4 protein-coding genes are annotated in these 3,464 nt (G+C 65.3%); all 4 read right to left on the minus strand.

From position 1 onward, the window contains the following. On the minus strand, positions 1-1,666 hold a 1,666-nt coding region (locus tag RBR29_RS11195), incomplete at its 3' end, for a M24 family metallopeptidase (RefSeq protein ID WP_320349324.1). A gap of 45 nt (positions 1,667-1,711) precedes the next feature. Then, positions 1,712-2,365: a CoA transferase subunit B gene (locus RBR29_RS11200; RefSeq protein WP_320349320.1), complete on the minus strand. Its 654-nt coding sequence runs from the start codon at positions 2,363-2,365 to the stop codon at positions 1,712-1,714. Between the two features lie 11 nt (positions 2,366-2,376). Beyond that, the gene (locus tag RBR29_RS11205; RefSeq protein ID WP_320349322.1) at positions 2,377-3,072 is read right to left on the minus strand and encodes a CoA transferase subunit A; all 696 of its coding nucleotides are present in this window, start codon (positions 3,070-3,072) and stop codon (positions 2,377-2,379) included. 40 nt (positions 3,073-3,112) lie between these two features. After that, positions 3,113-3,464: thioesterase family protein (locus RBR29_RS11210; protein WP_320349323.1), on the minus strand; the 352-nt coding region annotated here is incomplete at its 5' end.

The raw sequence follows: 3,464 nt of genomic DNA on the forward strand, positions 1-3,464 counted from the left end.
CGCGCACGATACAGCGCGTATCGATGGGACACAAGGTGACCGTCTCGAATTCCAGGAAGGCGCCGAATTCCGTCTGCTCTGCCGGCACGGCCAGCACCAGGTTTTCGATGCGGATGCCCCATTGCCCGTCGCGGTACAGGCCGGGCTCGTTGGAGGTCAGCATGCCGGCCTTCATGCCCTGGTGGGGTCGCGCGTGGCCGCGCACGGAAATCGACTGCGGACCTTCGTGGACATTCAGGAAATAGCCCACTCCATGACCCGTGCCATGGCCGTAATCCAGCCCCCGGCGCCACAGCGGCATGCGCGCCAGGGTATCCAGGGCGAAAGACGGTGTGTCGGCCGGGAAGCGTGCCCGTGCCAGGGCAATGTGGGCCTGCAGCACCGTGGTGTAGTCGGCACGCTGCGCATCCGAAGGCATGCCGACAGGCACCACCCGGGTGATGTCGGTGGTGCCGCCCAGATACTGCCCGCCGGAATCAATCAGCAGCAGGCCGTCGCCCTGGATTTCGGCATGGGATGATTCCGTGGCGCGGTAGTGCGGCATGGCGCCATTGGCGTTGAAGCCGGCGATGGTGGCAAAACTGAGACTGACGAATCCTGGTCGCCGGGCACGCGCCGCCGACAAGCGGACATCGACGTCGATTTCGGTGATGCGTTCGCCCGCCGCCTGGGCGGCCTCGAACCAGGCGAAGAATTCGCACAGGGCCGCGCCGTCCTGGGCCATCACGGCGCGGATCTGGTCGGCCTCGGCCGGATTCTTGACGGACTTCAACAGCTGGGACGGATTGAGGGCCTCGATGCGCCGCACCTGCGGCGCATGCGCCAGCGTACCCGCCGTGACCCGCGCCGGGTCCACCAGCAGCGCCGCATCAGTCGGCAGGCTTGCCAGGTCGCCAGCCAACGCCGCATAGTCGCGCAGCACCACGCCATCGGCCGCCAGGCGGGCGGCCAGTGGGGCGTCGATCTTGCCCGGCGCAACATACAGGCGCATGCCGTCCGCATCCAGCAGCGCATGCGCCAGAAAGACCGGGTTGTAGTCCACATCGGCACCGCGCAGGCTCAGCAGCCAGGCGATGTCATCCAGCGACGACAGCAGATGCCAGCCTGCGCCGTGGTCGCGCATGGCGGCTCGCACGGCAGCCAGATTGTCGGCCCGGGTGCGGCAGGCATGCGGCGGCAGGTGTTCGAAGATCCTGGCCTCGGGCAGCGCCGGCCGATCGGCCCAGACGACACCCACCGGGTCCTGATCCAGGACCAGCGCCATGCCGGCCCCATCCAGTCCCGATCGCCAGCGGCGTTCCGCCGCCAGGTCCAGGACCCGGCCATCGATCGCAAGCCGATCGCCACGCGCCAGATGCGCCAGTACCCAATCCAGGGGATCGGGAACATCGGACGCGCCCGCCCGCATCAGCACGATGCCCGAGTCCCGCAACTGGGACTCGGCCTGGACCCAATAGCGGCTGTCGGTCCACAGGCCGGCGAAATCCGCCGTGACCAGCAGGCTGCCCGCCGAACCGTCAAAGCCCGACAGCCAGGCACGGGCGGCCCAGTGTTCCGGCAGGTATTCCGACAGATGAGGATCGGCGGTCGGCACCAGGCAGGCAGCCAGGCCAGATTGCGCCAGCCGAACCCGCAGGGCGGCAATGCGCCCGGCAGGCGCCGTCAACACAGATTGCACAGTCACGGTGAAAGCCTTCAGGCGACGCAGGGTTCAGGCGACAGCGGATACGTCCAGTCTGGCGGCAGTCTTGGCACGGATTTCGTCCACCGTCACCCCGGGAGCGAGTTCGGTCAGGCGCAGGCCGTCACCAGTGACTTCCATCACGCCCAGATCGGTGATGATGAGGTTCACCACCCCCACCCCGGTCAGCGGCAGCGTGCATTCGGGCAGCAGCTTCAGGGATTCGGTGCCGTCCTTGGCGCGGGCGACATGTTCCATCAGGACCACGACCCGTCCCACACCCGCCACCAGATCCATGGCACCGCCCATGCCCTTGATCATCTTGCCAGGGATCATCCAATTGGCCAGATCGCCCTTTTCGGACACCTGCATGGCCCCCAGGATGGCCAGGTTGATCTTGCCGCCCCGGATCATGGCGAACGAATCCGCCGAAGCGAAGATCGAAGACCCCGGCAGCGTCGTCACAGTCTGCTTGCCGGCGTTGATCAGATCGGCATCAACTTCGTCTTCGGTGGGAAAGGGCCCGATGCCCAGCAGGCCGTTTTCTGATTGCAGCCAGACCTCCATGCCCTCGGGCACGTAGTTGGCGACCTTGGTGGGCAGGCCGATGCCCAGGTTGACGTAAAAGCCGTCCTGCAGTTCCTGCGCGGCACGCGCCGCCATCTGTTCGCGATCCCAAGCCATGATCTGCCTCCTTATTGACGAATGGTGCGTTGTTCGATGCGCTTTTCGGGCTGCGCATTCAGGACGATACGGTGCACGTAGATGCCCGGCAGATGGATTTCGTCCGGATCGAGGGCCCCGGTGGGCACGATTTCTTCGACCTCGACGATAGTGATGCGGCCGGCCATGGCGACATTGGGGTTGAAGTTGCGCGCCGTGCGGCGGAACAGCAGATTGCCGCTGCGATCGGCCTTCCAGGCCTTGACCAGAGAGACATCGGGCACCAGGGAACGTTCCATGATGTAGGTACGCCCATCGATTTCGCGGGTTTCCTTGCCCTCGGCCACGACCGTGCCCACGCCGGTGGCGGTGAAAAATGCCGGGATGCCGGCGCCGCCGGCGCGCAGTTTTTCGGCCAGCGTACCCTGCGGCGTGAATTCCAGTTCCAGTTCCCCGGCCAGATACTGGCGTTCGAATTCCTTGTTTTCCCCCACGTAGGAAGCAATCATTTTCGTGATCTGGCGCGTGGACAGCAATTGCCCCAGACCGAAGCCATCGACCCCGGCATTGTTGCTGACGCAAGTCAGGTTACGCACGCCCGAATCCCGCAAGGCAGCAATCAGGGCTTCGGGGATGCCGCACAGCCCGAAACCGCCGACGGCGATCATCTGGTTGTCGGCCACGACACCGCGCAGGGCGGCTTCGGCACTTTCGTAGACTTTATCCATACTGCGGTTCCTTCGTGAGATGAGCGAAAATCGGTGCGCGTCAGGCGGCGAAGCAGCGGGCCAGCGCCTGGCGTTCAGCGTCCGTCCAGGGCAAGGGCTGGCCGGTGGCGGCGTCCGTGCAGACCAGCACGTTGCGGCCACGCGCATGCAGCCTTGAGGAATCCCCGGCGTCCGCGATCCAGCAGTCCAGTTCCAGGCTGGTCCGGCCGATGCGCGCGAGCCGCATGCCGACGACGACACGGGCAGGATACATCAGCGGTTTGAGAAAATCACATGAAGCATGGGCCAGTACACCGAAGCGGCCCGTAGTCCCATCCAGGTTCAGCGCCAGAAACAAACGTACCCGAGCCTCTTCAAAATATCTGAAGTAGGCCGTGTTGTTGACGTGGCGC

It is taken from the genome of Castellaniella sp., assembly GCF_034007085.1.
Classification (GTDB): domain Bacteria; phylum Pseudomonadota; class Gammaproteobacteria; order Burkholderiales; family Burkholderiaceae_B; genus Castellaniella.

Coding starts and splice junctions, on each gene's coding strand:
- RBR29_RS11200 (WP_320349320.1), bottom strand. CDS start 2,365: ATGGCTTGGGATCGCGAACAGATGGCGGCGCGTGCCGCGCAGGAACTG.
- RBR29_RS11205 (WP_320349322.1), bottom strand. CDS start 3,072: ATGGATAAAGTCTACGAAAGTGCCGAAGCCGCCCTGCGCGGTGTCGTG.